Consider the following 21,404-nt stretch of genomic DNA (forward strand, 5'->3'; position numbering starts at 1 on the left):
TACCGGAACGCAGTTCGTGAAGTCTCTCAATCCCCGTCAACGCGAAGCCGTACACGCGACCGACGGACCCGTGCTCGTACTCGCCGGTGCCGGCAGCGGCAAGACCTCCGTTATTACACAGAAGATCGCCTACCTGGTCCGGCAGCGAGGCCTGGAGCCGCAACACATTGCCGCGGTCACCTTCACCAACAAGGCGGCACGGGAAATGAAGGCGCGCGTGAAGTCCTTGCTGGGTGAACAGACGAATGAACTGACGGTCTGCACCTTTCACACCCTGGGACTGAAGATCCTGCGACTCGAACATGCGGCCCTGGATCTGCGGCGCAATCTTTCCATCCTGGATTCGGAAGACAGTCTTTCCCGGCTGCGCGAGCTGTTGCGGGGTGACATGAGCGGGGACAAGAACCTGGCCCAGGAAGTACAGCGATGCATCTCCCGCTGGAAAAACGAACTGCTGGACCCCGGCGCCGCCGTGGCCCACGCGAGTTCCGATCCGGTCGAGGTGGTGGCGGCCCGGGTCTGGCCTGACTACGACCGGAGCCTGCGCGCCTGCAACGCAGTGGACTTCGATGACCTGATCGTGCTTCCCGTACGACTGTTGCGCGACGATGCCGCACGTCGCGCCGCCTGGCGCGAACGCATTCGCTATCTGCTGGTGGACGAATACCAGGATACCAACATCGCGCAGTACGAACTGGTGCGCCTGCTCACCGGTGACCGCGGTGCGCTCACGGTTGTTGGCGACGATGACCAGTCCATCTACACCTGGCGCGGTGCGCATCCCGAGAACCTGAAACTGTTGCAGAAGGACTTCCCCGGCCTGGCTGTTATCAAACTGGAACAGAACTACCGGTCCAGCGGGCGCATCCTGAAGGCAGCGAACCGGCTCATCGCCAACAACGAGCATGTATTTGAAAAACAATTGTGGAGCGACCTCGGTTATGGCGACCCCATTCGTGTGATTCGTACCGACGATGAGGAACATGAGGTAGAACGCGTCGTGTCGGAGATCCAGCACCACCGGTTCCGCTACCGCACGCGCTTGGGTGACTACGCGATCCTGTTTCGTGGCAATCACCAGGCGCGACTGTTCGAACAGGCCCTGCGCGAACAACGAATCCCGTACATACTGAGCGGCAGCAACTCCTGGTTCGACCGCAGTGAGATTCGCGACCTCATTGCCTACCTGAGACTGCTGACCAATCCGGAAGACGACGTGGCCTTCCTGCGAATCGTGAACACGCCGCGACGGGAGATCGGCCCGGCAACCCTGGAAAAGCTCGCGAGCTATGCCGCGGGACGGGACCTCGCTCTCATGGCGGCGTCATTTGAACTCGGGCTCGAACAACAACTGAATGCGCGACAGATCACGATTTTGCGTGCCTTCACCGAGTGGCTGCGGGAACAACAAATCCGCGCCCATGACCATCGTCCTGAAGAAACACTACGTCATTTGCTGGATGAGCTTTCCTACGAAGACTGGCTTCGGGACAGCAGTGGCGACCCGGCCGTGGCGCGGCGCCGCATTACCGCGGTAAATGACTTTGTCGAATGGTTGCAGCGCATGAGTCGCGATTCCGGTGAACGGCAAACCGCGCTTGAGTACGTGGTTGCGCGCCTTGCCCTGCTCGATCGCCTGGACCGCGAGGGCGATTCCGAAGACCGCGACGAGCTTTCCCTGATGACCCTGCATGCGGCCAAGGGTCTGGAGTTTCCGCACGTGTTCATCGCCGGCTTCGAGGAAGGCGTGTTGCCGCATCACTCGGCATTGGAGGAAGATCGCCTCGAGGAGGAACGACGGCTCGCCTATGTAGGAATCACGCGGGCGCAACGTTCCCTTACCTTCAGCTTCGCTGCCACACGCAAACGTCACGGCGATCGAATGGATTGCGAACCCAGTCGCTTTCTGAATGAACTACCTTCCGATGACCTGGCCTGGGAAGGCAAGGGACACGAACGGCCGGTAGAGGAACAGCAGGAACGCGGACGGGCCTACCTGGCCAATCTGCGCGAGATGTTGGGAGAAGGTAAATAAAGGGCCCTCGGCACAGGGAATCGACGCCGCTGGTCGGCGAAACATTCGCAGAAATCTAATATTTCTGCTATATATTTAGTGGGACATCACCTTTTTCCTTTCAACCTGCACAGAACAAGAACCGATCGGCAATGGCCAGGGGCAATACCAACATTTACCGGTGGATGGACGACGCACTGACGCCGCGCAACTTTCCGCGTTTCTATCGCCTTGTCTCGTCCTTGCGGTTTCCCATCGAGGTCTCCGACGTACTGGAGCTCCGGGCTGTCCTGAACGACGCAGTGGACCACGCACCGGAACCGGTGCTCACACCGGACTATCGTGATTTCCGCGAGGCGCTGTACTCGGCGGTCGACTCCTTCGGTCTGGAAAGCAAGCGTCACGCCGAACGGCTGCTCGCCATCCTGGTCATGCTGCGTGGCCTGCACTATCGGCACAGCATTATCTCACGGGATGCCGAGAACGCGCTGCGCATTCAGCAGGAAGAGGTTCGAATCGCCCGCCGCCGCTCACTGAACTACGGAGTCGCAGCGATGACGCTGGTGGGTGGACTGGCGGCCTACTGGTTCGTCCAGAAACAACCGGGATGGGCCGTGGAGGCCGCGACGCTGATTGCCAGCTACGGAAGCCTTGACCAATTCCGTTCCCTTCCCTTGCTCGACCGCGAACGCCGTCGCATCAATACCGAGATCAATGATGTATTGCGCGAACGCGTCAGCAGCATGGACTGGAAGATGCTGATCCACAAGCTGTCCCTGCTCATGGGGTACAAACGCGTCAGCGGTGTTGCCGTATTTCATGGCGAACACATCGGCACCAGCGGCATCCTGCACTAGTCGCAACGTCACTCAGACGTCTTTCTCTCCACGTTCCCGCCGGTACTCGCGCAACAGCTCCTGTTGTTCGTCGGTCAGGGAGCCCTCTTGCAGCAGATCGGGTCTCCGTTCCCATGTTCGGCCCAGAGACTGTTTCAGTCGCCATCGTCGAATCGCCGCGTGGTCTCCCGACAACAGGACCTGCGGTACCTGGGTACCTTCGAATACTTCCGGTCGCGTGTAGTGTGGACAATCGAGCAGCCCCTCCACGAAGGAATCCTCCTTGGCTGAATCCTCGTCGCCAAGTACGCCCGGAATCTGGCGCGCAAGGGCATCGATGAGGACCATGGCCGGCAGTTCGCCGCCGGAAAGAACATAGTCCCCGATGGACCACTCTTCATCCACATCGGACTCCAGTACCCGCTCGTCGACACCTTCGTAGCGCCCCGCTACCAGAATTGCGCCCGGGCCACGTGCAAGCTGAACGATCATGTCGTGGTGAACCCTTTTCCCCTGGGGTGACAGATAGATGACCGGTACGCCGGATGGACGGGCCGCACGTGCGGCGCGAATCGCCAACGACAGGGGGCCGGGCATCATGACCATTCCCGGACCACCACCATAGGGTCGATCATCGACGGTGCGATGCCTGTCCTCGGTGTAGTCGCGCGGGTTCCAGGTAGAGATCCGGACCAGACCATTGCGAACGGCACGGGACGTGACGCCGAAGTCGGTGATCGCGGACAGCATGTCCGGAAACAGGGTAACGACATCGATATCCACGGCGTGGTCCCTTTGCCCGGCGCCTAGCGCGGGAGATGCGTGAGGAAATGAAGATAGGCCTCGCTGTCCCATCGCCGGCCCCCGAGCGCCAGATAGCGCAGTCGGCCGCGGGGGTCGACCAGGTATGTCGATGGCAGGCCCCGGGGCTGCCATCGATCCGTGACCGTTCCGTCACGATCCATAAGCGGATTCAGCTCGGACCCGATACCACCGAGAAACAAAAACACGTCGTCATCGGTCTCTGACGTATTGACCACCAGCAGACGCAGGTATTTGGGAACCAGCTTTTCCTGCATGGCCTGGATGGTCGGCATCTCGCGGCGGCAGGGTGCGCACCAGGTGGCCCAGAAGTGGACCATCACCCAGTGACCGCGCAGATCGCGCAGATCAAAAACCTTCCCGTCCATGTTCGCCAGGTGCAGGGCCGGGGCCGGCCGCGGCTTCAGTGCGATGAGACCGGGTGGCAAGCGGTTTTCCGCAAACGTCACGCGGACATGCAGGGCGCCCATGGAAAACGCCGCGATCAACAATAGCGCGAAGCGGCGGCGCAACAGCTTACTCATCTTCACCGGCATAGATGCATCCCGCCGTGCAGGTCTCGCGAATGACGATCCGGCTCAGGGCCGGCAAGTCCGGTTTCAGACGCTTCCAGATCCAACGCGCCAGATTTTCGCTGGTCGGGTTCTCCAGGCCTTCGATCTCGTTGAGGTAATAGTGGTCCAGTTGATCGTAGATCGGCCGGAATGCGGCAGCGATGTCACCAAAGTCCTGGACCCAGCCCTGCGGTTGGGTCACCGGACCGGAAACATGGATTTCGATGCGAAAGGAATGTCCGTGCAGACGTGTGCACTTATGTTCCGGTGGTAGATTGGGCAGGCGATGTGCCGCCTCGATGGTGAAACGCTTGAAGATGTCCACTGGTCACCCGGGCCGAAAAAGGGGGAACAGTGTACTGTTTCGTTTGCCGGGGTGCCACGGGCCAGGTTTCATTCCCGCCGACGAAGCCGGTAGAATCCACGCGCTTCGCACCCAAGAACAGCAAGAACATGCCCGACCATACACTTCCGCTTGTCTTGTCCCCGGCCGAACTCGATGCCCTGCGCGCCGACCCGGACGTGCGAGTCGTCGACCTGTGCAAAACCGAGATCTATGTTCAGGCCCACATCCCCGGCGCAGTGCATCTGGACTACAGCCAGGTGGTGCGCGCGGACAAACCGGTCGGCGGCCTGCTGCCCGAGGCCGGTGACCTTTCGCGGGTATTGGGAAACGCGGGCATCTCCCCGGAAACCACGGTGGTTGCCTACGACGATGAGGGGGGCGGCCGCGCGGCGCGCCTGCTGTGGACGCTGCAGGCGATTGGCCACCGGCGCATGGCCCTGCTCGATGGCGGGATTCAGGCCTGGGCGGCGGAGTCCCTGCCCCTGGACACCGCCGTTCCCAAGGTGACGCCGCAGGACTATCCCGTGCGCTATGACGACAAGGTCGTCGCGGACCACGAATACATCCTGCTCATCTCAAGGATCCGGACACGGCCCTGGTGGATGCACGCACGCCGGAGGAATACCGGGGCGAGAAAAAACTGGCGCAACAGGTCGGACATATCCCCGGCGCGGTGAACTTCAACTGGACCGATGCCATGGACCCGAACCGGCAACGACGCCTGAAGGATGCCGACGAACTGCGCTCCCGCTTCGCCGAACTGGGCATCACGCCGGACAAGGAAATCATCGTCTATTGCCAGACCCACCACCGCTCGGCCCATACCTTCATTCTGCTGCAATGGCTGGGCTACACGCGGGTACGCGGCTATCCCGGTTCCTGGTCCGACTGGGGGAACCGCAGCGACACCCCGGTGGAATCGTGAACCCGACGGGAATGGAGATTCAGGCGGACGCCTGCGACAGCCACGCCCGCAAGCGGTCCACGGCCTCATGCAGTCGTTCCAGGTCCGTGGCGTAGGAAACACGCAAATATCGGCCGGATTCGAAACTCCCGAAATCGCTACCCGGTGTGAGAGCAACCGCAGTCTGCTCCAGGATCTCGCCCACCAATGTCTCGCTGTCCCGTCCAAACTCACTGCAGTCTGCATAGATGTAGAACGCACCTTCCGGTACCACGGGAATCCGGAAACCAAGGTCCTGCAGGGCCGGGACCAGGTAGTCGCGTCGCTCGCGGAAAATCTCCCTTCGGTGCTCCAGCTCGGCAATGACGTCTTGGTCAAAGGCATGCAGGGCCGCGTACTGCGCCGGCGTCGCGGCGGCAATGAAGATGTTCTGTGCCAGCCGTTCGATCCCGTCGATGTATTCCTCCGGCGCCACCAGCCAACCAAGTCGCCAGCCGGTCATTCCGTAATATTTTGAAAAACTGTTCACCACGAACACATCGTCCGCATGGGCCAACACGCTGCGTACCCGCGTGCCGTAGGTAAGGCCATGGTAGATCTCATCGACAATCAGTCGGCCGCCCAACTCGCGCACCGTTTCGACGATCGCACCCAGTTCCTCGTCCGCGATCACTGTGCCAGTCGGATTGGACGGCGACACCACCAGGGCCGCGACCGTACGCGGCGTCCAGTGTTCACGGATGGATTGCGCGCTGAGTTGAAATCCGCTGCCTGCATCCACCGGCACGGAAACCGCGCGGCCCTCAAACAGGCGGGCAAAGTGACGGTGGCAGGGATAGCCAGGATCGGCGATCAACAGCTCGTCCCCGGGGTTGAGCAGCGCGGCGAGAATCAACTGCAACGCCCCGGAACCTCCCGGTGTCACGACCACGCGCGAAGGATCGGGTCGCGCCTCCGCGGGATAATGGTCGGCGATCGCCTGTCGCAATTCCGGCAGACCCAGGGCTGGCGTGTAGTGGGTGTGCCCCTGCTCCAGGGCGACAATGCCGGCACGCACGATGCCATCGGGGGTCGGGAAGTCGGGCTCGCCGATCTCCATGTGAATGACGGGGCGGCCCGCCGCCTCCATGGCGCGCGCCTTGCCCAGGATCTCCATCACGCGAAAGGGCTGAATCTCCCCCAGGCGCGCTGCAAGATGGACCGGTCTATCCGCCATGCAGGCGCCGCAACAGGTCGAGATCGAGATAGCGCGAACCGTTGACCGACGCGCCCGACAGCACGTGAAACGGGGCGTCCGGTTCGCCCAGCTTGTCGAGCACGAGCAGCGCACCCGCGAATTCATGCTCACGTGTGTACTCGTTTACCGTGACCACCGTGGGCAGTCCGGCCGCGGTGGACGAACGGATCCCGTTTTCCGAATCCTCGAAGGCGATACAGGCATCGGCCGAGAGTCCCATCTTCTCCAGCACGTAGTCATAGATGTCCGGCGCCGGCTTCTTCTCCGGAACCACATCGCCGGCCCCGATGACCTCGAACCACTCCTCGCCGTCCGGACCCAGGGTCGCCCCCAGCAGCGCGGTCACATTGGCCGGCGTGGTGGTCGTGGCAATGGCCAGCCGCGTGCCCTGCCGCCGCGCCTCCTCGAGCAGGCGCCGAACCCCGGGGCGCAAGGGGATGTCGCCCTGCTCCATCAGTGCCGTGTAGTGCCCGGTCTTGGCTTCGTGCAGGGAGCGCACGAGCTCATCGAAATCGGCCGGGCGCTCATAGTCCGGCCGGAAGTGGTCGACGTAGTAGCGCATGCGCTCCTTGCCGCCGGTGACTGCCAGCAGCTTCCCATAGAGATCCACGCCCCAATCCCAGTCCAGTCCCGCGTCGCGGAAGGCCCGGTTGAACGCCACCCGGTGCCCGTCCCGTTCGGTATCGGCCAGGGTCCCGTCAACGTCAAATATCAATGCCTCAAATTCCATACAAAGTTCCTGCAAATACCTGTTTTATGGCTCGTTCCACCCGTCGGCCGGGCCCGCCCCGGGAAGGAAGTCTGTTGCGCGGGCCTACCCTTTCTGGTACAAATTCGCGCCAATTTTACGCCCACCCGGGCTCTGATTATCGCAGGAGTACACGCATGCCCGCTAGGAAGAAGAAGGAACCGGAAACGCTGGTTGGAGGGATCAAGCCCTACCAGGCGAAAAAGGGCGAAAAGTACATGAACAAGAAGCAGCAGGAGCACTTCCGCACCGTGCTGCTGGCATGGAAGGGTGAGCTCGAGGACGAGATCAACAAGACCATTCACCAGATGATGGATGGACCCTCCACCGAGGCCGATCCCAACGACCGCGCGAGCCGGGAAACCGATATCTCCCTGGAGCTGCGCAGCCGCGACCGCGAGGGCAAGCTGATCAAGAAGATCAACGAGGCCCTGGAGCGTCTGGAGTCCGGCGACTACGGATACTGCGAGAGCTGCGGCGAGGAAATCGGGATCAGCCGACTGGAGGCCCGGCCCACCGCCGAGCTGTGCATCGATTGCAAGACCCTGGACGAGATCCGTGAAAAGCAGATGAGCTAGGGCCAAAGTGGCGACCGAAGCAGTACACTGGCATCATGACGAAAAAGGGGACGCTGTCCCCTTTTTCATTTCTACGGAGACTGAATCTTGAGCAGCCTGCGCATCGTCAATGCCCGTATCGCCCAGCCCGACGGCAGCGTCATCGAAAGCGACCTGCTGTGTCGCGACGCGCACATTGATCGCATCGACGCCAGCATCGATGTCGAGGCCGATGAAACCATTGATGCCTCCGGCAAGCTGCTGCTTCCCGGTGTCATGGATCCACAGGTCCACTTTCGCGAACCTGGCAAGGAATACAAGGAAGACCTGGGCAGCGGATCCCGGGCAGCCGTCCGTGGTGGCGTCACCAGTTTCCTGGAAATGCCCAACACCCAGCCCCCGACCACCGATCAGGCAGCGCTGGATACCAAACTCAGGCTGGCATCGCAGAAGTCCGTCGCCAACTATGGATTCTTCATCGGCGCCACGCCCGACAACCTCGAAGCCCTCAATACCGTCCATCCGGTGTGCGGCATCAAGATCTTCATGGGATCGAGTACCGGAACCCTGCTGGTCAACCGCCGCGAGGACCTGGACCGTATTTTTGCCAATGGCGATCGCCTGATCGCGGTACACGCCGAGGATGAGGCGCGCATCAATGAACGCATGAAGCAGTTCGCCGGCCGCACCGACCCCGCCGTGCATTCCGAGATCCGCGACAACCAGTGCGCCCTGCTGGCCACGGAACTGGCGCTGGAACTGTCGACGAAATACCAGCGCCGCCTGCACATCCTGCACCTGTCCACCCACGAGGAGGTGGACCTGCTGCGCCGCCACAAGCCGGCCTGGGTCACGGCGGAAGCGGTTCCGAATCACCTGTTGCTGAATGTTGCCGACTACGAAAAGCTGGGCGGCCTGGTGCAGATGAATCCCCCGATTCGAAAGCCGGAAGACAACGAGGCGCTGTGGGCGGGGCTGCACGATGGCATCATCGACTTCATCGCCACGGACCACGCGCCGCACACGCTGGAAGAGAAGCGCGTGCCCTATCCCCGGACCCCCTCGGGCATGCCCGGGGTGGAGACCTCCCTGCCGTTGATGTTAACGGAGATGCAAAGGGGCCATTGTAGCCTCGCCGAGATACAGCGCTGGATGTGCTACGGCCCCGCCGAGGCCTACCGCATCACCAACAAGGGCAAGGTGCTCGAGGGATGGGACGCGGATCTCACGCTGGTCGACCTGGACCACACCCGGCCGGTGCGCAACGAGGAAGTCTTCTCGCGCAGCGGCTGGAGCCCCTACGCCGGCCGCGAACTCACCGGCTGGCCGGTGTACACTATCGTGAATGGCCGCGTGGTCTTTGACCACGATTCCATTCGCGACGGAGTTCTCGGCAAGGCATTGGAATTTTCCTGATTCCCGTCGGTTCAACGGCAAACAGAATCGTGTCCTGGTGGGCCAACGCCCGCCGGCGCCCATGCGCCTGGGGACGATGGCCCTGGGATGGGGCATATCGACGATAAGCGCCTATTTGGCAATCGATTTCTTGCTGGAATTCATCAACCCGGAAACTATGGCGCCCTCTGCGGTATACCGGACATACCCCGGTTTTGCCCTGTTCGCCCTGTTCCAGAGCTGATTTGCCCGGCAGACCGGGCCTCGCGGGCTATACTAGGTCAAAAAAGCGGCCCGACCATGACCCAGGAAATCAAATCCGGCGCGTCCACCACTGGCGCCACAGTCCTTCTCATCGACGATTCGCGCGTCATGCGCAAGGCGATCTCGCGCATCCTCAAGGACGAGTTCACCCTTCTCGAGGCCGAGGACGGCGAACAGGGATGGGAAATGCTCAACGCCGACGATCAGGTGCAACTGGTCATCTCCGACATCGAGATGCCGCGCCTGGATGGCTACGAACTCCTGCAGCGCATCCGTTCCGCCTCCACCGACCTGCGCGAGATTCCGGTGATCGTCATTACCGGTGCCGACGACGAGGCGACCCGCCGCGCGGCCCTGGATCGTGGCGCCACGGATTTCGTCACCAAACCGGTGGATGCTACCCAGTTGCTGCCACGCGCACAGGCCCAGGTGCGTTCGCGCATGACCGCACGTACCCTGGTCGAGACCAGGAAAACCCTGAAGGAAGAATCCACGCTTGATCCGCTCACCCGGCTCTGCAGTCGTCGCTATTTTCTGCAACGCGGCACCCAGGACGTCGCTTATGCGCGCCGCCGCAGCCAGGACCTCGCGCTGTTCCGTGTGAACATCGACAAGTTCAAGCAGATCTATCGCGAATTCGGCGACGAGGGTTCGGACCAGATCCTCGTCTGGGTTGCCGGCATCCTGCAGAGAGAGGCCCGTACCGAGGACACGGTCGCCCGTGTAGGCGGCGCCGAATTCGCGCTTCTCGCCCCGTCCACCGGACCCGATGCCGCGCAGACCCTGGCCAAGCGCCTGCTCCAGGTAGTGAATTCTGCCAAGTATACCGGTGGCGACCCGACGGACCCGCTGAGCATTACTGCCAGCATTGGTATCTCGAACCTGAGCGAGGACAACAGCCTGGAGATCGAGCAACTGCTCGAGCTTGCCGAGACCCGCGTCAAACAGGCGCGATTGGGTGGCGGCAACACCATCGTAGCCACCGGCGGAGAACTCGCCGCCACGAAAGTGCCGGTTTCCGCGCCAGAGGCCGACACCCAAACCGAATCCGAACCGGGAACAGCGGTGACCGAAGACCTTGTCCTGGACGACGTGCTGGCCGACACCACGGCAGAACCGGAGCTTGAAATCGAATCTGACGAGACCGCACCGGTGCAAACGAGTGATTCCGGTATCACCTTGCCGGATGAGCTTGTTCTGGACGACAAGGGTCCTGCGGAAGCAACAGCGGAACCGGATCTTGACTTCACCCTGGATGAGTCCCTGTCCATGGACACCGAAGACGTGCTGTCCCTGGATGAACCGGTCCCGGACGAAGAGGCTTCCACCACAGCGGCGGTTGCCGCTTCCAGGGGAAACGGATTGGATCTGGAACGGGCCGTGGCGCTGCTGGCCAATGGCGAGACCGGCGCCGTGGAACCGCACCTTGCTCACCTGATTCTTCGCGTCCTTCCCCTGCTGGAGCTGGGCGACGAAAAACTCGATATCGGTATTGCCTTTGCGACTGCACTCATCCGTAGCAAGTTGCAGGAACAGACCCGGGATCAATAGCCACCGCCAATGATGCGCGGCCGTTTTGCCCCCTCTCCTACCGGACCCCTGCACCTTGGTTCCCTGGTCGCCGCCCTGGGCAGCTACCTCGATGCCCGCTCCGCCGGCGGCGAATGGCTGGTGCGCATGGAAGACCTGGATCCGCCACGGGAACAGGCAGGCGCGGCGGACGATATCCTGCGCACCCTTGAGGCCCTTGGTTTCCAGTGGGACGGGCCGGTGGTGTATCAAAGCCGCCGTGGCCCACTGTACGAAGAGGCCCTGGCGGAACTGTCGGCCCAGGATCACATCTACTTCTGCACCTGTTCTCGCAAGGAGATCGCCGACCTGGGGCTACCCGGAATCGACGGCCCCCGCTATCCCGGCACCTGCCGATACGCACACCATGACCCCCACGACGCCGCCATCCGCTTGCGCACTGATGACCGTTTGATCGAGTTCCAAGACGCGGTCCGTGGAACCAGGCAACAAAGGGTGGAAAGCGAAATCGGAGACTTCGTCCTTCGCCGTCGCGACGGTCTGTACAGTTATCAGCTGGCCGTGGTGGTCGACGACGCCAATCAGGGCGTCACCGATGTGGTTCGGGGCGCGGACCTGATGGATTCCACAGGGCGCCAAATCTTCCTTCAACGATTTCTTAACATTGCCACGCCTGCCTACCTGCACCTGCCCCTTGTCGTGGATCCCTCGGGCCAGAAACTAAGCAAGCAGTCCGGCGCGCAGGCGGTCGACATCCGGCGCGCAAACCATGTACTCTGTGATGCCCTGCAGTATTTGGGACAGGAGACATCCCCGGAACTGCGCGGGGCATCAGCGGGAGAAATTCTTGAATTCGCCACAAGCCGTTGGGATCGTCGGCAAATCCCCGTGGAACCGCAGACCGTCAGGCAAGGGACAACCGACCATGAAGCGCAAGACCGAGACACCTGAATTCCTGCGCCGCTTTCGCGGCCATTTCAGCGGCATTCTCCGCTGGGAACAACTGGACAGTTTCTGGCAGACCTTGCGCGCGAAGGCGGGCGCGGGCTGGTACATCTATGCCGTGGGCGAACCGGTCCCCAACTTCACCCGCAGCGCCGACGAAGTGAATTCTTTTATTACCGAAGTCGACGCCCTGCTCCACCATGAGCACGAGGAAGACTACTGCGGTATCGTATACGTGGACGATGTCTCCGACCCGACCTACATCAAGATCTTTGATCCGAACAACCTGGGAGTCGCCTGTGGTTTCAGCGACAACCCGCCCGCCCCCGGCTGGATTCTGTCCCTGATCCCGCCGGTGGAACTTCCCGGTACCGGGCCCCTGGCCGGCAACCGTCGCCGCTGGTGGCAGCGCCTTTGGCCGCAGCCCCAGGAATATGCCTGAAGCGCCATCCGTTCCACCCGCGCCGGAAGTCCCCGGATTTCAACCCGCCTGGTGGTGCCGCAACCGCCACCTGCAAACCCTCCTGCCCCTTCTGAGCAAGCAGCCACTGCCGCCGCTTCGGCGTGAGCGTCTGGAGCTGCCCGATGGAGACTTCCTGGACCTGGACTGGACCCCGCGTGGAAACGGCCCCCGCGTCCTGGTCCTGCATGGACTCGAAGGTTCGGTGGAATCCCACTATGCACGCCGCGTCCTGCGCGCGATCGATGATGCCGGCTGGCAAGGGGTGCTCATGCACTTCCGCGGCTGCAGCGGCGAACCCAATCGCCTGCCGCGCCGCTACCACTCCGGCGAAACCGGCGACCTGGCCTATGTCGTGGAGGTGCTGCGCAAGCGCGACGGGCGCACGCCCCTGGCCGTCGTTGGCTACTCCCTGGGCGGAAACGTATTGCTAAAGTGGCTGGGCGAGAATGGCGATCATGCCGCGGTCACCGCCGCGGTCGCGATCTCGGTGCCCTTCATGCTGGATCGCCTCGCGGATCACATGAATCATGGCTTCGCCCGCGTCTACCAGGCACACCTCGTCCGCTCACTGGTGAAGAACACGCTTTCGAAGCGGAGTTTGCTCGCTGGCCGAATCGACATGACGAGAGTGCCGAAACTCCATTCGTTCTGGGAGTTCGACGACGCGGTCACCGCCCCCCTGCATGGCTTCGAGAACGCACGCCGCTACTACCAGGCGTCAAGTTCGCGCCCGTTCGTCGGCCACATCAAGATCCCGACCCTGATCCTGCATGCGCGCGACGATCCGTTCATGGTTCCCGAGGTGATTCCGCAAGAAGAAGAACTCGGACCCGGGGTGCAGCTGGAACTGACCGAGGGGGGTGGTCACGTCGGATTCATCGAGGGCGGTACCCCCTGGCATCCGCGCTACTGGCTGGAGCGCCGGATCATCGATTATTTGCGGCAGCGCCTCTAGGGCCGGTCAGGCAGCGGAAGATCCCTGCCCCAGAGGCCGGATGGACTTGGAGGGATTATAGCGGGCCGGCACTTCCGGCGCGTGGGTGAAGTCTAGCGGCTGGCGGCTAATGCAAGGGGTATCCCGTCGATGCCGCGCCAGTCCCGCAGAAAGTCGGGAATGTCCCCGGCGGGCAGCGGTCTTGCGAAATAGTGTCCCTGGGCGACGCCGCAGCCCATACGACGCAGACTGGCGAGCTGCTCCGGCGTTTCCACGCCCTCGACCACGGTTCGCAGTTCGAGTATGTGGGCCAGCTGGATCATGGACATGGCAATGGCGAGGTCTTTCTTTTTGGTGCGGATACGCTGAATGAAGGATCGATCAATCTTGAGAGTGTCGAAACGGAAACGGCGGAGATAGGCCATGGTGGCGTAACCGGTTCCAAAGTCGTCCATGGAAAGCCCGATACCCAGACGCCGGATCTGCCGCAGGGCCTTGCGGGTGCGATGAGTATCCAGCATGACCGCACTCTCGGTCAGCTCTATTTCGATGCTCGCTGGGTCGAGGTTGTACTTCCGCAGGGCTTCTTCCAGCAACTGAACCAGGTTGCCTTCGGCAAACTGGCAGGCCGAAACATTGATCCCCAGGCGCGCTTCGGGAGATACGAGCCTCCGTTCCGTCCACTCCCGCCAATGGGCGCACGCGGTGTCGATGATCCAGGCGCCCACGCGATTGATCAGGCCACTGCTTTCCAGCAAGGGGATAAACTCCCACGGCGATACATCGTGTGCGCCCTTCGGCTGCCAACGAAGCAGGGCTTCGAAGCCGGCCACGGCGCCGTTGTCGATGTCGATCTGTGGTTGATATTCAAGGCGAAATTCATTGCGCTCAAGCGCCTGCTCGAGCTTCGCTTCCAGTTGTATCGTGGTAGCGCTGGTAGCCATTTTATCCAGATTAGTACGCGTCGGAATCAAATTCATGGTGAGTGCATTCTCGTGCGCCGAATTCCCGCTGTGCCTCGTTCTTATCTCTATCCCCGAAAATCTCTATTTTGTCTTGTCCATCGCTGCTGCGGGAAACGCACGACCACCCCTCTTCGCGTTTCGGCGTCACGACTCGAGCGCCAAAAGTGCGATTATAGGGCCTTGGCGCGTGATCCCGAAATCTGCCCCGAAACCCGTCGTCAGAGCCTGTAGGGAGTATAGACGCTGATTGCGCGGGTTGCGCGCAGCCGGCCCGGCCCCTAAGTGCGCGGTTTGTCTCACTTTTTCCGCCGCCCCGTGGCAGCCGGGCTGGAAATGGGGCAACGAAACCGCGAAATCAGGGGTAAGGCGTGCCGTCCTTGTGGGTGAATTTCCATTCTTCGTCCACCAGCGCCGCTGCCAGATCGTCGTCGGGATAAACCGCTGCATCACCCAACGTCCGGTCGCCTACTTCGAGATACAGCACATCGTCATCCGATTCATTCACCAGATGATGGGCATCTCCTGTGCCGGCCGGAAATCCCGCGCACATTCCCGGGACCAGCCGGGTCGGTCCCTGGTCCGTATACAGCGTTGGCTCGCCCTGCAATACAAAGATGAATTCGTCCTGCCGCGTATGGGCGTGGCGCAGCGCCGATATTGAACCCGGGGTCAGGCGGGTGAGGTTCACGCCAAAGTTCCGGAGGCCGAACAGATCGCCCAGGGCACGCTTCACCCTGCCGTCCACACGTGCCGCGAAAGGTTTCGGGTAGAGCGATGGTTTCGTGCGCGGGGGTACCTCCTCTGCCTGGATGGCGATCGGAAGATGCTTGTCTTTCAAAAGTGTACTCCTGCCGCGTGTCGGGACACGTAGAGTGATACCGCACCTCCCGCTCGTCAAGCCGCCAGTCTTTACCGGCTGTGAAAACGAATATGAGTCCCGACCATCGGAACGCAGTCCGACTCTTCGACCCACTGCCCTTTGCTGTCCCGGGACTGAAAGCTGTCAAACACGAATGGCACGACTTTTGCGCGATACGGATCGTCCATTTGATCAAAAAGATTCATATGCAGGTGAGGCATGGTCGAGTTCCCCGAACTTCCTACCCGGCCCACGACCTCTCGACGATGCACTTCCTGCCCTTCCGATACGACAATGGACCCGTTGCGCAGGTGTGCCAGAAATACGACGTGCCCTTCCCGTGCCTGAATCATTACATGATTACCTGCGTTCGGGCGGATATCCAGCCGCCCCTCGCCCATTTGCGGGCGGAAACGATAGGTCGCGTTGTACCAAAGGCGGATCATGTTCCACAAATTTGCATACTCATGGTCCGGCCAGCCGGATCCAACGCGGATTACCGTGCCATCGAGCGGCGCGCGCACGGGCTCGTCCCAGCAGTAGAAGTCACGCGAGGCTACCCGGGAAAGATAGAACTTCAGCTGCGTTCCGGGGTGCTGCGCCCTCTTCCTCGCGCCGGTCTTGACGAAATCAAACGCGAAGGGGTGGTGACCGGGGGGACGCAGAAATCTCCACTCACCATCAAGCGGAGGCGAAATCACGATGCCCGCTTCCAAATCCATGTGCTTGCCTCCGATTCCCTCTTTTCGTCCCAATCAGTTCACGAACGTGGCCTTGACCCGTTTGGACACGCGGAAATACGGAATCCAGATGGCAGCGCCGATCATGTCACGCACGAGCTGCTTCAGTGTTTCGGCGGCAAACACTTGTGCACTTGCGGCTAGCTCGACCACGAGCAGAAACAGATCCGTACCCAAGCCAGCCGCCAGGAGAATGATGATCATGCGCGGCGCCTTGCGTTGCTTGCGGAAAAAAAGAACGGCCACATAGATCGCGAAGGCGAGCAGCGCGGCACCGACCAGCAGTTCCACCGCAAACACCCCACCGTAACCTGCCTGTGCCACCCGGGAATACAGTCCCAGGGCGAACACCAGCCCCACCACGCCAACAATGGGCCCCAGCACCATTCCGATGGCCGGAAGAATTAGCCATCCGCCAATGCCCTCGAGATTCTTGTCGACTGCTTCCGCCTGCAATGCCTGTTCCTGCTCGCTCATCTCCATCCTCCCTTGTTTGTACACTTCGTTCTTGAATCATTTGTGCGGCGGCGCCGGAAAGACGCGATCACGTATTATTCAGGCCGGAAATCCACGGTTCTGCCCGACTCACTCCCTGTCGTCATTCCCGCCATCAGGCGATTCCAAGTCTCTTGTGTGTCCGAATGATCGCCTGACGTTCGTTCCGGTCGTTCCAGGGTTGGCCGACCAGTTTGCGCATCAACCCTTCGATGCTGCGAATCACAAGCAGGTTGCGCGCCATCTTCAGCGCCGTTGCCGGTTGACGGGGAAATGCCCTCAAGGACATGGAAAAGCTGATCTCGTCGTAGGCGATGTAATGCCAATAGCCGGGTGGAATGTAGAGCACATCCCCGTGCTTCAGCTCGACCGTGTGGGCATGGAGACTTTTCAAGGCCGGATACTTTTCGAAATCCGGATCCTCATAGTCGATATCAAACAGACTGCTGAACGAAAACGGTACGTGGTACATGTAGCGGGTCTGCTCGGGTGAAACCAGAAGAACCCGTTTTCTTCCCCCAAAGTGGCACAGAAGGATATCGGCAAGATCGATATCAAAGTGCATTTGCACCCGGGCGCCCTCTCCGCCCATAAAGAACACCGGTAGTCTGCGGAACAGCTTCAGGCCCAGGTCCGGGAATTCAAAATCCTTTGCCAGTTCCGGGGACTGGGCCAATAGATTGAAAAAGAACATGCGCAAGTCCTGTTCACCGCTTTCCAGGCGGTCCAGGTAATCCCGCAGGGGCATGGTTGTCGCGGCGGCATGCTGGTGCTTGTTGTCGCGCGATGGCTGGCTGTCGTACAGGGGAACGGGCACATCGCCGGCGACGGTCTTGAGGTAATCTACCGACCACTTCTCGCGTGCCGGCCACCCCTGAGTCAGGGCCTCCAGCACAACCGGGTTTGCCGGTTTCTTGTAGCGATGGAGAAACTCTTCCCTGCCAATGGGTCCAACCCGATCGACAGCCGTCGTTGGAATTGTCATGCCTTCTACTTCACCACCGGCATTGGTCGGCGATGTCTGGGAACAGGATGCAGTTTATTGAAAATCCCCGCCCCATCTCAAGCTTCCCGCATTCTCGGGGAAGCAAATCTGACACGGACGGTCGGGAATTGCGCGCCCATGGGCCCGACCGCCCGGCAGCACGGTCTACAGTCTCTGGCGCAGCGCCTTCTCGAGCTGAATGGACTTTTCCTTATTGACACGATTTGAGCGAATCGCCGCCTCGACCATGGCGCGGATCAGAAGATTCTTCTTTTCCGGGGCCTTGTTCTTGGCGTTGGATGATACGTACGGTGTCAGCATGGTCTTCACTGTATTGGCGTCCAGCAGAATACCCGTGCGCTTGGGAACCGGACTCTTGTACATCGTTACGATGGCCCGCGAGGAATAGGTCGTAACCGTGTAGTAGGTGGTGTAGTAGTAAACGGGTACGCCCCTGGGCTTGTCTCCCTGGGCCAGGAGATTCGGGTCCAACATGGTGAACTTCGCCAGGCGCTCGTCCCCGGGCTCATTCATGGACGACTTCTTTTGAACTGGCGCGATGGAGAAGAACTCGTATCCTTGCTCCAGCGTCAGCTCCGCGCAGCGGTAGATCCAGAAATTCCAGACCGTCTGCCCGGACGTATTGCCATTTCCGTAGAACGAAACCATGTATCTGTTCTCGGAAATTTTTTCATCTTTGTAGCCGCCACCGACACCGAAAGGCTTGTACGGTGTGGTGCAGGCAAAAAGTCCAACCGAGAATACAAGAAAAATCGAGACTGCGAGTCTGCGCCGCATTGGTCTTCGGGTAAAAGTACCTCCCGTTATTTATGCCGAAACCGTGCGGTATGTACTATATATAGTATTCCGCACGGTTTCGGCCGATAACTAAACTAAGTACGGGAGGGAATTACCAATGCTGCTCAGACTCGCAGTCTCGATTTTTCTTGTATTCTCGGTTGGACTTTTAGCCTGCACCACACCCCGGCAATTGCGAGCCACAGAAATACCGCGAGCGCGGTCGTCTCATAGAAACCAAGTAGTGTCTCCAGCGAGTCCACCTGCGGCCACAGGGCTGAAATAATCGCCACAATCATGACCACGCCCAATCCGCCGGCCGCGATCCGTGTAAACAGCCCGGCGATCAAAAGGATTCCACCGACAAACTCCCAACCCGCTACAAACGGCGTGAGAACATGAGGAAACGGGATGCCCCATTCGATGAAATTCTCGGTCACGGCGGGCAGGTTATGGAGCTTGCCCCAACCGCTCCACAAGAATACCCAACCCGTCACGATGCGCGCGAACGGTGGCGCAATTGCCTGTAGATGCGCGGCCACCGATTCGGGCCAAAGAATCAACCATCTGGTCACAGCTTGCATAAGATCCGTCTCCTGTTGTTGTTTTGGACGGCACACGTACAACCGCGGACTCCACGCCTGTTGTGTGTCGCTCGCGCGTGTACCGGCTTCTTATGCTGTGACCACGAGTTCTTTCAGTTGTTCACCTTTTCTTCAAAAATACAATCCCCGCGTAACGCTTCATCGCCCGCCGGCGCTCGGGGGAAGCCAACATTCTCAGGATCCGCATCAATACCCTGATCAACATAGGAAAGGGAGCGGGTCGACCCAGGGACTCAGCCTCTTCCGCGAAATAGCGTACCTCTTTGGCAGTCCAGCCACACCGGGAAAAGAAACCGAAGTAATCTGCGGGTTCAAACAGGAACGGGGCATTGGCCATGGCCCGACTCATCCCGCTTCGGCGGCGGTACTCATAGGACGCCGGTGAAAAGTGATCGACGATCCAGCCCGACACAGCCTCGATATCCCGAAGGTCCTTCCCCAAGGCGGTCACATCGGTCTCGGAGAGATACGGGGTCACCGCCTCGGTCAGCACGAGAATCTTCCCCGAATCCGGCCCGATCGTCTTCAGAAATGACTGTCTTGCGTCGACATCGGAAAGGTCGAGTTTCACCCGCTCCAGGTGACATCGCGGCGTTTCCGTCGCGAGCTCGGCCTCTTTCAAGTCGATCAACTGCGGCTGGTCCACCTCGATCCAGCGTAGCGACGCGGGAAGATCCATTCGATACGGACGGGCATCGAGACCGGCACCCAGATTCAGGACCGTGTCCACGCCCTCCACGATGGCGTCATGAATGAAGTCGTCGATGATCCGGGTGCGGATCACTACGGTCCAGCCACCGACGAATGCCTTCTTCGGCAGCGCGTCGAGGATTTTCCTGCCCCTTTCCCCGGCCAGCCTTGCCGCCAGGGGGTCGCGAAACAGGGCGTCCGGCCTGTCGGTCTCCACCGCCCGATAGGCCGCGGCCATCAACGCCGTATCCGGCACATTCCGGATCGGGGTGTCGTTCATTTCAATTCCCTCCCTGGGGATCTTGTTCCTGTCAGGCTTCCTCGGGCACTCTCGAAGCATCGGCTTCGGCGCGACCCCGCCGGCGCAGGAGATCGACGCTGTACAGGACGAGCCCGGTCCAGATAAAGGCAAAGGTGACTGCATCTGCGTGGGTAAATCGTTCGCGCAACAGCAGCACCGCCGTCAGAAACTGCAGGGTCGGCGCAATGTAGTTCAATAGTCCCAGGGTCGTCAGTGGCAGACGACGCGCACCGACCGCGAACAGCAACAAGGGCACCACGGTGAATGTGCCCGTGCCAACGAGCAACAGGTCCATGGTGAGGGACGCATGCAGGAATGTTATCTGATGATGTTCAAACAGCGCGACCAGCAGGACCAGTGCCACGGGAAGCAGCAGCAAGGTCTCCACCAGCAGGCCGGTCGTGCTGTCCACGGGAACCTGCTTGCGAATCAGTCCGTAGACCCCGAATGCCGTCGCCAGGGTAAGGGCCACCCAGGGAATGGATCCATAGGCACCGACAAGAATGGCTACGCCGGCGGCTGCGAGGGCCACGGACAGCCACTGCAGGGGACGCAGCCGCTCGCCGAGGAACAGCAGCCCCATGAGCACATTGAGCAGCGGCGTGATGTAGTAGCCCAGGCTGGTTTCGAGCACATGATCGTGGGTGACGGCCCAGATAAACACGATCCAGTTGGTACCAATACACAGGGCGCTCGCCGAAAGCGCCAGCAGCATGTTCTTGTGGCGGAATACCGCAATCAGGCGCGGCAAGCGCCCGCTCAGTAGCGTGATCAGGACCAGCATCAATGCTGCCCAAACGATGCGATGGGACAAAACCTCCCAGGCGTTGACCTGCGGACCGATGAGGGTGAAGTACAGCGGGAGAAACCCCCAGATGCCGAATGCGCCCAGGGCCGCCAGCAGGCCCGTACCGTGATCAGTCTTCGGCTTCATGGCGTGAAACTTCTTTCAGATATGTGGGAAACCCGGGCTGCGAATATCAAATACCCGCACGCCCGGTGGCAGGCCCCGGATCATACCAAGAAACCACGGCCGATAAATCCGGTGTGCACGCCGATGTATGACCGCCAGGCGCGGAAGCCGGATCAACCCCTGGTGGCGACCGCCAGGAACACCGGATAGCGCCCCTGTTCCTTTTCCACACTCGTTGCATCGTAGAAACGGATGTCCTGAAAACCATGCTTTTCAAGAATGGACCTGAAGGCATCGCGATTGAATCCGGAATGATAGACCCCTTCGGTATCCTCGGGATGAAAGCTGCCGTCCTCTTCGTCCAGGTCCGCCAGGGCCACGCGGCCACCAGGTTTCAGGTGCTCGGCGAAGCGCTGCACCAGCTTGTCGGTGTCCCGAACATGGTGCATGGCCTTGGCGCTGACGATGAGATCGAACTTGGCGTCCATCGGGCGTTCCAGTATG

At 60.8% G+C, this 21,404-nt stretch carries 26 protein-coding genes; 11 read left to right on the forward strand and 15 right to left on the reverse strand.

Translation table 11 applies throughout. The features are described from left to right. The first annotated feature begins 16 nt into the window (after window positions 1-16). Together P8X48_02020 and P8X48_02025 are read left to right on the forward strand one after the other, a co-directional pair. On the forward strand, window positions 17-2,035 hold the full coding sequence (locus P8X48_02020) for a UvrD-helicase domain-containing protein (GenBank protein ID MEJ2106090.1): 2,019 nt from the start codon (window positions 17-19) through the stop codon (window positions 2,033-2,035). A 131-nt stretch (window positions 2,036-2,166) separates the two neighbouring features. Next, entirely contained in the window at window positions 2,167-2,871 is a 705-nt protein-coding gene (locus P8X48_02025; GenBank protein ID MEJ2106091.1) for a hypothetical protein, read from the forward strand. Between the two features lie 12 nt (window positions 2,872-2,883). Here the strand turns inward: P8X48_02025 and trmD are convergent, their stop codons facing one another. Genes trmD through queD form a run of 3 tightly spaced genes read right to left on the reverse strand, consistent with a single transcriptional unit; the run spans window position 2,884 to window position 4,551 of the window. Continuing rightward, window positions 2,884-3,633 (reverse strand): tRNA (guanosine(37)-N1)-methyltransferase TrmD, encoded by a 750-nt coding sequence (trmD, locus tag P8X48_02030; protein MEJ2106092.1) that lies wholly within the window; start codon window positions 3,631-3,633, stop codon window positions 2,884-2,886. Window positions 3,634-3,656: 23 nt separating this feature from the next. Continuing rightward, window positions 3,657-4,196 (reverse strand): TlpA disulfide reductase family protein, encoded by a 540-nt coding sequence (locus P8X48_02035; protein MEJ2106093.1) that lies wholly within the window; start codon window positions 4,194-4,196, stop codon window positions 3,657-3,659. Further along, entirely contained in the window at window positions 4,189-4,551 is a 363-nt protein-coding gene (gene queD, locus P8X48_02040; protein ID MEJ2106094.1) for a 6-carboxytetrahydropterin synthase QueD, read from the reverse strand. The genes P8X48_02035 and queD overlap by 8 nt, the downstream gene beginning before the upstream one ends. A 128-nt stretch (window positions 4,552-4,679) precedes the next feature. On the opposite strand from queD, the gene P8X48_02045 reads away from it, so the two are divergent. Both P8X48_02045 and P8X48_02050 read left to right on the forward strand, forming a co-directional pair. Then, window positions 4,680-5,249, forward strand: coding sequence for a rhodanese-like domain-containing protein (locus P8X48_02045; protein ID MEJ2106095.1), 570 nt, complete (start codon window positions 4,680-4,682; stop codon window positions 5,247-5,249). After that, the gene (locus P8X48_02050; protein MEJ2106096.1) at window positions 5,171-5,497 is read left to right on the forward strand and encodes a rhodanese-like domain-containing protein; all 327 of its coding nucleotides are present in this window, start codon (window positions 5,171-5,173) and stop codon (window positions 5,495-5,497) included. The genes P8X48_02045 and P8X48_02050 overlap by 79 nt, the downstream gene beginning before the upstream one ends. A gap of 19 nt (window positions 5,498-5,516) precedes the next feature. Here P8X48_02050 and P8X48_02055 read toward each other — a convergent pair whose 3' ends face one another. Further along, window positions 5,517-6,692 (reverse strand): pyridoxal phosphate-dependent aminotransferase, encoded by a 1,176-nt coding sequence (locus P8X48_02055; GenBank protein MEJ2106097.1) that lies wholly within the window; start codon window positions 6,690-6,692, stop codon window positions 5,517-5,519. Next, window positions 6,682-7,443, reverse strand: a complete 762-nt coding sequence (locus P8X48_02060) for an HAD family hydrolase (protein MEJ2106098.1) — start codon at window positions 7,441-7,443, stop codon at window positions 6,682-6,684. Before P8X48_02060 ends, P8X48_02055 begins: the two co-directional genes overlap by 11 nt. 155 nt (window positions 7,444-7,598) lie before the next feature. On the opposite strand from P8X48_02060, the gene dksA reads away from it, so the two are divergent. The 7 genes from dksA (at window position 7,599) to P8X48_02095 (ending at window position 13,570) form a co-directional block, all read left to right on the forward strand. Further along, window positions 7,599-8,039 (forward strand): RNA polymerase-binding protein DksA, encoded by a 441-nt coding sequence (gene dksA / locus P8X48_02065; GenBank protein ID MEJ2106099.1) that lies wholly within the window; start codon window positions 7,599-7,601, stop codon window positions 8,037-8,039. An 87-nt stretch (window positions 8,040-8,126) separates the two neighbouring features. After that, the gene (locus P8X48_02070; GenBank protein ID MEJ2106100.1) at window positions 8,127-9,434 is read left to right on the forward strand and encodes a dihydroorotase; all 1,308 of its coding nucleotides are present in this window, start codon (window positions 8,127-8,129) and stop codon (window positions 9,432-9,434) included. Between the two features lie 37 nt (window positions 9,435-9,471). Then, window positions 9,472-9,657, forward strand: coding sequence for a hypothetical protein (locus P8X48_02075; protein ID MEJ2106101.1), 186 nt, complete (start codon window positions 9,472-9,474; stop codon window positions 9,655-9,657). A 56-nt stretch (window positions 9,658-9,713) separates the two neighbouring features. Beyond that, window positions 9,714-11,228 carry a diguanylate cyclase gene (locus tag P8X48_02080; protein ID MEJ2106102.1) on the forward strand — a complete coding sequence of 505 codons (1,515 nt, stop codon included), beginning with the start codon at window positions 9,714-9,716 and terminating at the stop codon, window positions 11,226-11,228. 9 nt (window positions 11,229-11,237) lie between these two features. Continuing rightward, window positions 11,238-12,158 carry a tRNA glutamyl-Q(34) synthetase GluQRS gene (gene gluQRS / locus P8X48_02085; GenBank protein ID MEJ2106103.1) on the forward strand — a complete coding sequence of 307 codons (921 nt, stop codon included), beginning with the start codon at window positions 11,238-11,240 and terminating at the stop codon, window positions 12,156-12,158. Beyond that, entirely contained in the window at window positions 12,133-12,594 is a 462-nt protein-coding gene (locus P8X48_02090; protein MEJ2106104.1) for a hypothetical protein, read from the forward strand. Before gluQRS ends, P8X48_02090 begins: the two co-directional genes overlap by 26 nt. Further along, window positions 12,587-13,570 (forward strand): hydrolase, encoded by a 984-nt coding sequence (locus tag P8X48_02095; protein MEJ2106105.1) that lies wholly within the window; start codon window positions 12,587-12,589, stop codon window positions 13,568-13,570. The genes P8X48_02090 and P8X48_02095 overlap by 8 nt, the downstream gene beginning before the upstream one ends. Window positions 13,571-13,662: 92 nt before the next feature. Here P8X48_02095 and P8X48_02100 read toward each other — a convergent pair whose 3' ends face one another. The 10 genes from P8X48_02100 to P8X48_02145 all read right to left on the reverse strand — a co-directional run. Beyond that, window positions 13,663-14,493 (reverse strand): EAL domain-containing protein, encoded by an 831-nt coding sequence (locus P8X48_02100; GenBank protein ID MEJ2106106.1) that lies wholly within the window; start codon window positions 14,491-14,493, stop codon window positions 13,663-13,665. Window positions 14,494-14,869: 376 nt separating this feature from the next. After that, window positions 14,870-15,352, reverse strand: a complete 483-nt coding sequence (locus P8X48_02105; GenBank protein MEJ2106107.1) for a cupin domain-containing protein — start codon at window positions 15,350-15,352, stop codon at window positions 14,870-14,872. Window positions 15,353-15,423: 71 nt separating this feature from the next. After that, window positions 15,424-16,095 carry a M23 family metallopeptidase gene (locus tag P8X48_02110; protein MEJ2106108.1) on the reverse strand — a complete coding sequence of 224 codons (672 nt, stop codon included), beginning with the start codon at window positions 16,093-16,095 and terminating at the stop codon, window positions 15,424-15,426. Between the two features lie 33 nt (window positions 16,096-16,128). After that, complete coding sequence (locus P8X48_02115) at window positions 16,129-16,590, reverse strand: DUF2569 domain-containing protein (GenBank protein MEJ2106109.1); 462 nt, start codon at window positions 16,588-16,590, stop codon at window positions 16,129-16,131. A 133-nt stretch (window positions 16,591-16,723) separates the two neighbouring features. Further along, window positions 16,724-17,593, reverse strand: a complete 870-nt coding sequence (locus P8X48_02120; protein MEJ2106110.1) for a cupin-like domain-containing protein — start codon at window positions 17,591-17,593, stop codon at window positions 16,724-16,726. Window positions 17,594-17,758: 165 nt separating this feature from the next. Then, window positions 17,759-18,262 (reverse strand): hypothetical protein, encoded by a 504-nt coding sequence (locus P8X48_02125; protein MEJ2106111.1) that lies wholly within the window; start codon window positions 18,260-18,262, stop codon window positions 17,759-17,761. Window positions 18,263-18,516: 254 nt separating this feature from the next. After that, window positions 18,517-18,975 carry a DoxX family protein gene (locus P8X48_02130; protein ID MEJ2106112.1) on the reverse strand — a complete coding sequence of 153 codons (459 nt, stop codon included), beginning with the start codon at window positions 18,973-18,975 and terminating at the stop codon, window positions 18,517-18,519. 121 nt (window positions 18,976-19,096) lie between these two features. Then, entirely contained in the window at window positions 19,097-19,966 is an 870-nt protein-coding gene (locus P8X48_02135) for an SAM-dependent methyltransferase (GenBank protein MEJ2106113.1), read from the reverse strand. 31 nt (window positions 19,967-19,997) lie between these two features. Beyond that, entirely contained in the window at window positions 19,998-20,921 is a 924-nt protein-coding gene (gene rarD / locus P8X48_02140) for an EamA family transporter RarD (protein ID MEJ2106114.1), read from the reverse strand. A gap of 152 nt (window positions 20,922-21,073) precedes the next feature. After that, the coding region (locus P8X48_02145; GenBank protein MEJ2106115.1) for a methyltransferase domain-containing protein at window positions 21,074-21,404 on the reverse strand (331 nt) is incomplete at its 5' end.

Source organism: Acidiferrobacteraceae bacterium, assembly GCA_037388825.1.
Classification (GTDB): Bacteria; Pseudomonadota; Gammaproteobacteria; order Acidiferrobacterales; family JAJDNE01; genus JARRJV01.

Bases quoted from the DNA above. Each gene is read 5' to 3' on its own strand.
- P8X48_02025 (MEJ2106091.1), top strand. From the start codon at position 2,167: ATGGCCAGGGGCAATACCAACATTTACCGGTGGATGGACGACGCACTG.
- P8X48_02035 (MEJ2106093.1), bottom strand. From the start codon at position 4,196: ATGAGTAAGCTGTTGCGCCGCCGCTTCGCGCTATTGTTGATCGCGGCG.
- P8X48_02045 (MEJ2106095.1), top strand. From the start codon at position 4,680: ATGCCCGACCATACACTTCCGCTTGTCTTGTCCCCGGCCGAACTCGAT.
- P8X48_02055 (MEJ2106097.1), bottom strand. From the start codon at position 6,692: ATGGCGGATAGACCGGTCCATCTTGCAGCGCGCCTGGGGGAGATTCAG.
- P8X48_02060 (MEJ2106098.1), bottom strand. From the start codon at position 7,443: ATGGAATTTGAGGCATTGATATTTGACGTTGACGGGACCCTGGCCGAT.
- dksA (MEJ2106099.1), top strand. From the start codon at position 7,599: ATGCCCGCTAGGAAGAAGAAGGAACCGGAAACGCTGGTTGGAGGGATC.
- P8X48_02080 (MEJ2106102.1), top strand. From the start codon at position 9,714: ATGACCCAGGAAATCAAATCCGGCGCGTCCACCACTGGCGCCACAGTC.
- gluQRS (MEJ2106103.1), top strand. From the start codon at position 11,238: ATGATGCGCGGCCGTTTTGCCCCCTCTCCTACCGGACCCCTGCACCTT.
- P8X48_02090 (MEJ2106104.1), top strand. From the start codon at position 12,133: ATGAAGCGCAAGACCGAGACACCTGAATTCCTGCGCCGCTTTCGCGGC.
- P8X48_02095 (MEJ2106105.1), top strand. From the start codon at position 12,587: ATGCCTGAAGCGCCATCCGTTCCACCCGCGCCGGAAGTCCCCGGATTT.
- P8X48_02100 (MEJ2106106.1), bottom strand. From the start codon at position 14,493: ATGGCTACCAGCGCTACCACGATACAACTGGAAGCGAAGCTCGAGCAG.
- P8X48_02110 (MEJ2106108.1), bottom strand. From the start codon at position 16,095: ATGGATTTGGAAGCGGGCATCGTGATTTCGCCTCCGCTTGATGGTGAG.
- P8X48_02115 (MEJ2106109.1), bottom strand. From the start codon at position 16,590: ATGAGCGAGCAGGAACAGGCATTGCAGGCGGAAGCAGTCGACAAGAAT.
- P8X48_02120 (MEJ2106110.1), bottom strand. From the start codon at position 17,593: ATGACAATTCCAACGACGGCTGTCGATCGGGTTGGACCCATTGGCAGG.
- P8X48_02125 (MEJ2106111.1), bottom strand. From the start codon at position 18,262: ATGGTTTCGTTCTACGGAAATGGCAATACGTCCGGGCAGACGGTCTGG.
- P8X48_02130 (MEJ2106112.1), bottom strand. From the start codon at position 18,975: ATGCAAGCTGTGACCAGATGGTTGATTCTTTGGCCCGAATCGGTGGCC.
- P8X48_02135 (MEJ2106113.1), bottom strand. From the start codon at position 19,966: ATGAACGACACCCCGATCCGGAATGTGCCGGATACGGCGTTGATGGCC.
- rarD (MEJ2106114.1), bottom strand. From the start codon at position 20,921: ATGAAGCCGAAGACTGATCACGGTACGGGCCTGCTGGCGGCCCTGGGC.